This window comes from Pseudomonas sp. NPDC089392, assembly GCF_044749595.1.
In the GTDB taxonomy this organism is placed as follows: domain Bacteria; phylum Pseudomonadota; class Gammaproteobacteria; order Pseudomonadales; family Pseudomonadaceae; genus Aquipseudomonas.
The window spans coordinates 1-4,139 of record NZ_JBIVIF010000040.1; the positions used below are offsets into that span (position 1 = coordinate 1).

Sequence of the window (4,139 nt, forward strand, 5' to 3'; positions counted from 1 at the left end):
TAGGCTTATCCACAATTGCCGGGGTCAAAATCGGCAAGCAGCCCTGGGTCATTTTTCAATCGGCAGGGTGGGTCAACTTTCAATCAGCGCCAACAGTGACCATGACTACACAGCAAAGGCAAGCCGCTGCACTCGGACGGCATACAAAGTTGGAAGGCCACTCCAGCCACAAGAGACAAAATTCAAGATATATCGTGTAATACTAAGGAGAAAATCTGGCGACGCTGATGTTTGGTTCCAAAATGAACTGGTACGCCTGATCAGAATCTTTGATGACTTGGACAAGTGCACATCCGACCTTAGTAAATGGGCCAGAAGCAACATTAACATGAAAATAATCTGTTCCACCCTAGATTGTCAGTCTAATCTAACCCCGGTCATAATGCTGCCTAATCAGCTTCTTTCCTATTCAAGTGCAGGCCTCACGCTAGAGGCTCTCAAAGAAAAACTTAAGTGTAAATTCTGCGGGACTCGACATTGTAAAATTTATGCAGCTTAGATACGAATACTTAAAGCTATAGCTGCATACACAGCACAATAACCACGATTAGCCAGAGTTATGATTGAAGGCCGCACCATGCTAATTCAAACTTATTTCTAGCTCAACAAGAACATGGGGAATATTAATAGCTAGAACACCCTCCTTAATAGCAAGACCTCAAGATGAACATATTACATTTCTAATTAAAGGTGCATTCATGGACCGAGCATTTTGCGTCAGCTTAAACAAAGAAATAACAGCACTGGATGCGGAAAAACACTACAGACAAGGCGTTATTACCAAAAAAAATGATTTCGCATGCCCAGATGTAAAATGTCGAGCGGAGTACATCTTTGTAAATATTGACAATAAAAAACCCAAGGTGCCACCATACTTTAGAACTGCAAAAAAAACTTCCAAACCACATATATCTGGCTGCAAGCACGATACTGAAGAGAAAAAAGTCTTTGTGATTTGCTCAGCCACACCGAGACAACCAAGAGGGGCGTTATCAGAAAATAGTAACTACATCTTCAATACAAATCGGCCTGATAGATTTTTTACCCGCCATATCGAGACGTCTATATCCTTTTTGCACCTTGATCACACCACCATCATTCGAACAACAAATTCCACCAGCGACGAACACCCCGCCATCAAGGCTACTAATATAAATATTTATTCCATTGAGAACTTACTGAAAAAGAACCTTAAAAAAGATCAGGAAATAGTCATAAATGGCCGTACAGTTTCACTGGGTTCATTCCTGAAAGTCGTCGACAACAATCTCCCAGAAAAAAAAGACGGATTGATTTATTGTGGGCTCGGACAGGTTATTGGCTCTATCGGAGAGAGCTTAAAAATTAAGTTCTGCAGGGGGTTCAACATTGGAGGCGAGATATACAACTTAACTGCAATTATTGATAATTCTATTTTTTCAACCAAGTCCTTTTATTATAAACAGGTATTAGAGCAAACCAATGCTGAACTGGCAAAGATTTATAAATCAAATAATAGGACTGCGTTCATCTATGTATACGGCATCCCAAAGAAAATAAAAGGCACTAGAAACTACATCATCAACGTTACCAGCCTAGACATGTGCTTAATTGAGTCCGCATGCTCGAACAAGCATCTATTCCCTCTATACATTTATGACTTAGAGAAAAGCAAACACCTCTTCAGCCAAACCAAACTTTCTTAGCCGTAAACAACCAAACCTAAATCTAGACTGGTTATTAACTTGAAACCCAAGACGTGCAATGGCGACCTTCCCCCCTGAAAATTGAATCTAGAGACAATCATGAATCTTTCATATCGAATCAAATACCTACGCAATAACTCAATCTTAATTTCTTGACAAAAAAGCCGCACCTATGCAAATTTGACTAAGTCGTTCATGAATGGTGATAACAGAACCCACACACAAATTAGCTTTGTAGCTATCCCCTCTTAAGTTCTTTTGGAAGAAACGCATCAATTTCTTTATCGGAAAATGTCATATCCTCAAGCTCTTTTAGTGCCTTTTGCGCTTTGCGGTAGGCTTGATACGTTGTACTTGGAGACCCTAAATAAACAGCATGCAACTCTGCCATCAACTTATCTCTTTCGCCCTGCAAAAACTCTATTGGAGTCTCACACATACGCAAGTCAGTAATCAATGAAAAGTACTTTTCTCGTATGATCCATAAATCCACACCTGCCTGCCTATGTTTTTGGGCAAGCTCACCCAAATCATAATTCTTTGTATAAGAATTCAGCACAAGTAAAATTGTCGAAACAAGCGCACCTAAAATTGCTGTAGCTTTCCCATCATCAAAAATTGCAGCAACAAAACCTCCAGTTGTCAAAGCGGAAAGAAAAATCTGAAGAAGCTTTAACTTAGAAAGCCGCCTTAAAAGTATGTCTGCACACTTTTCATGGGTTTTATGGCTGTAGACGACCCGCCCAAAGCACTCGCGCAACTGCCCCTCTAGGATGGCTCGTGAGTTTGGTGTGTCATCAGTCTGGGAATGAGGTTCCAAAGATTTCTCTCCATTTTTGTCGTGCCGACCATTCACGCTTCGGATTGGCTATTTCATGCGCTATTGCCTCGCATGCAATATTATAACAACGAGTTGCTTTCCATTGGAAATCACTAAAGCAGAAAACGTATTGACCACTCCCCGGGGCTTTCCAGTAATTTTGACTTTTATCTTGACCTGCCATAAATTGAAAAAAGTCCCGACACATGAAATCATAGTACAGGTAGGACTTATCCCTATACTGCCATGTACCAATAAATTGATAGGCAAGTGTATCAATTAACAACCCGCTTATAGGGACATCCCACTTTCGCTTCCACGCCCGCATCATCCGACAGAGTGGAATCAAATTCCCATTACACGCATCATTTCTGAGTTTCATCGCCGCTATTTCTGGTCGCGGATTCGTGACCCGCCAGCTCCCACTTTTGTTTGAATCAGCGTAAGTGTAGCTATCATCCGTGTTAAGAAAGGCGGGAAGCACCTCAAAGGTTATACCATCCTTAAATGGAACGAGTACTACCTGCCCATCCCCCCTAATACTGGTTGTCGGGTACGTTTTCTCTATAGACCTCTTAACTGCTTGAAGTAAAGCAGATTGACCGTTTCCAACGTAACTGTTGTACTGAGTGTAAACTGAGCTTGGCAACTGAAAGAGCACATCTAAATCACTAAAGCCCTGTATCGCCGTATTTCGCCCATAGGAACCAAGATACAATCCATGTGCAACATCAGAATTTGTATTCCAAAAATCTGTATTCAGTCGCTGCGTAATGGCTTTATACCGATACGAAATACTACCCCCATCTGTTGTTTTTATGTTATTACAAAAACTATTAAACCAATCCGCTAATGCCATACCCCCCCCGAAACAAACCCGTTAGTACCTACTTTTCCTTATAAGATCGCGAACTACGATGCCTAACCTCAACCATCACTCAAAGCTATATACCCGATAGTTCACCTCCCCTGCAAGATCAATCAGGGCATAAGGCCATTGATCCCAGCACGCTCGTAATGGGATAAATCTATTACCAGAAAAATTTTTGAACACGGAGTATGAAGCAGGGAGGTCAAGCAGATGGGGCGATGGGCAGGGAGCAAAGAACTAGCTAGAGGGATAGAGCATCACGCAGTAGAATGACCTTACAGTGCACCACTCAGGTGTACTACGGTACTGGTCCACTTTGAGATTTCTGAGCGAGAAATCCTTGAGAATTCAAGGGCTTACGTAATGGAGGCGGCCCCACCAGCCACACCCCGGCACTCGATGTTCCCGCTATGGCTGCTCCCTTCCGGGCCTGACCAGGTTAACGGGTAATCAATGCGGGGGGACCGATGGGGCCACCACTACATGCCTCGCTGAGCAGCGAGTGGCGCCATTGTACCGGTCTTGGGGGCAGATACAACCTCTGGACGGAGAAAAAGTCATCATTTCTCAATGACTTGTCCGGATTGAGGTGGCAGGACCGGCCTATTCGCGGGTGAACCCGCTCCTACAAGGGGTAGCGCTGACGGCAAGACCGGCGCAGGGCTTGTAGGAGCGGGGGGGGGGGGGGGGGGGGGGGGGGGGGGGGCGGCGCGCGGGGGGGGGGGGGGGGGGGCGGGGGGGGGGGGGGGGGGGGGGGCGCGCG

At 44.5% G+C, this 4,139-nt stretch carries 4 protein-coding genes and 1 other RNA gene; 2 read left to right on the forward strand and 3 right to left on the reverse strand.

All coding sequences use genetic code 11. The features are described 5' to 3' along the window. A partial coding sequence (locus ACIP1G_RS25335) for a hypothetical protein (protein WP_400741875.1) occupies positions 1 to 200 on the forward strand: 200 nt, incomplete at its 5' end. A gap of 498 nt (positions 201 to 698) precedes the next feature. Next, a complete protein-coding gene (locus ACIP1G_RS25340) occupies positions 699 to 1,685 on the forward strand; it encodes a hypothetical protein (protein ID WP_400741877.1) in 987 nt (328 codons plus the stop codon). A gap of 238 nt (positions 1,686 to 1,923) precedes the next feature. On the opposite strand, the gene ACIP1G_RS25345 is transcribed toward ACIP1G_RS25340, so the two are convergent. The 3 genes from ACIP1G_RS25345 to ffs all read right to left on the reverse strand — a co-directional run bounded on the left by ACIP1G_RS25345 (position 1,924) and on the right by ffs (position 3,846). Continuing rightward, positions 1,924 to 2,505, reverse strand: a complete 582-nt coding sequence (locus ACIP1G_RS25345; protein WP_400741880.1) for an SLATT domain-containing protein — start codon at positions 2,503 to 2,505, stop codon at positions 1,924 to 1,926. Next, positions 2,483 to 3,364: a hypothetical protein gene (locus tag ACIP1G_RS25350; RefSeq protein WP_400741883.1), complete on the reverse strand. Its 882-nt coding sequence runs from the start codon at positions 3,362 to 3,364 to the stop codon at positions 2,483 to 2,485. The genes ACIP1G_RS25345 and ACIP1G_RS25350 overlap by 23 nt, the downstream gene beginning before the upstream one ends. Before the next feature lie 385 nt (positions 3,365 to 3,749). Beyond that, positions 3,750 to 3,846: signal recognition particle sRNA small type (gene ffs, locus ACIP1G_RS25355), an RNA gene on the reverse strand. Between the last annotated feature and the right edge of the window lie 293 nt (positions 3,847 to 4,139).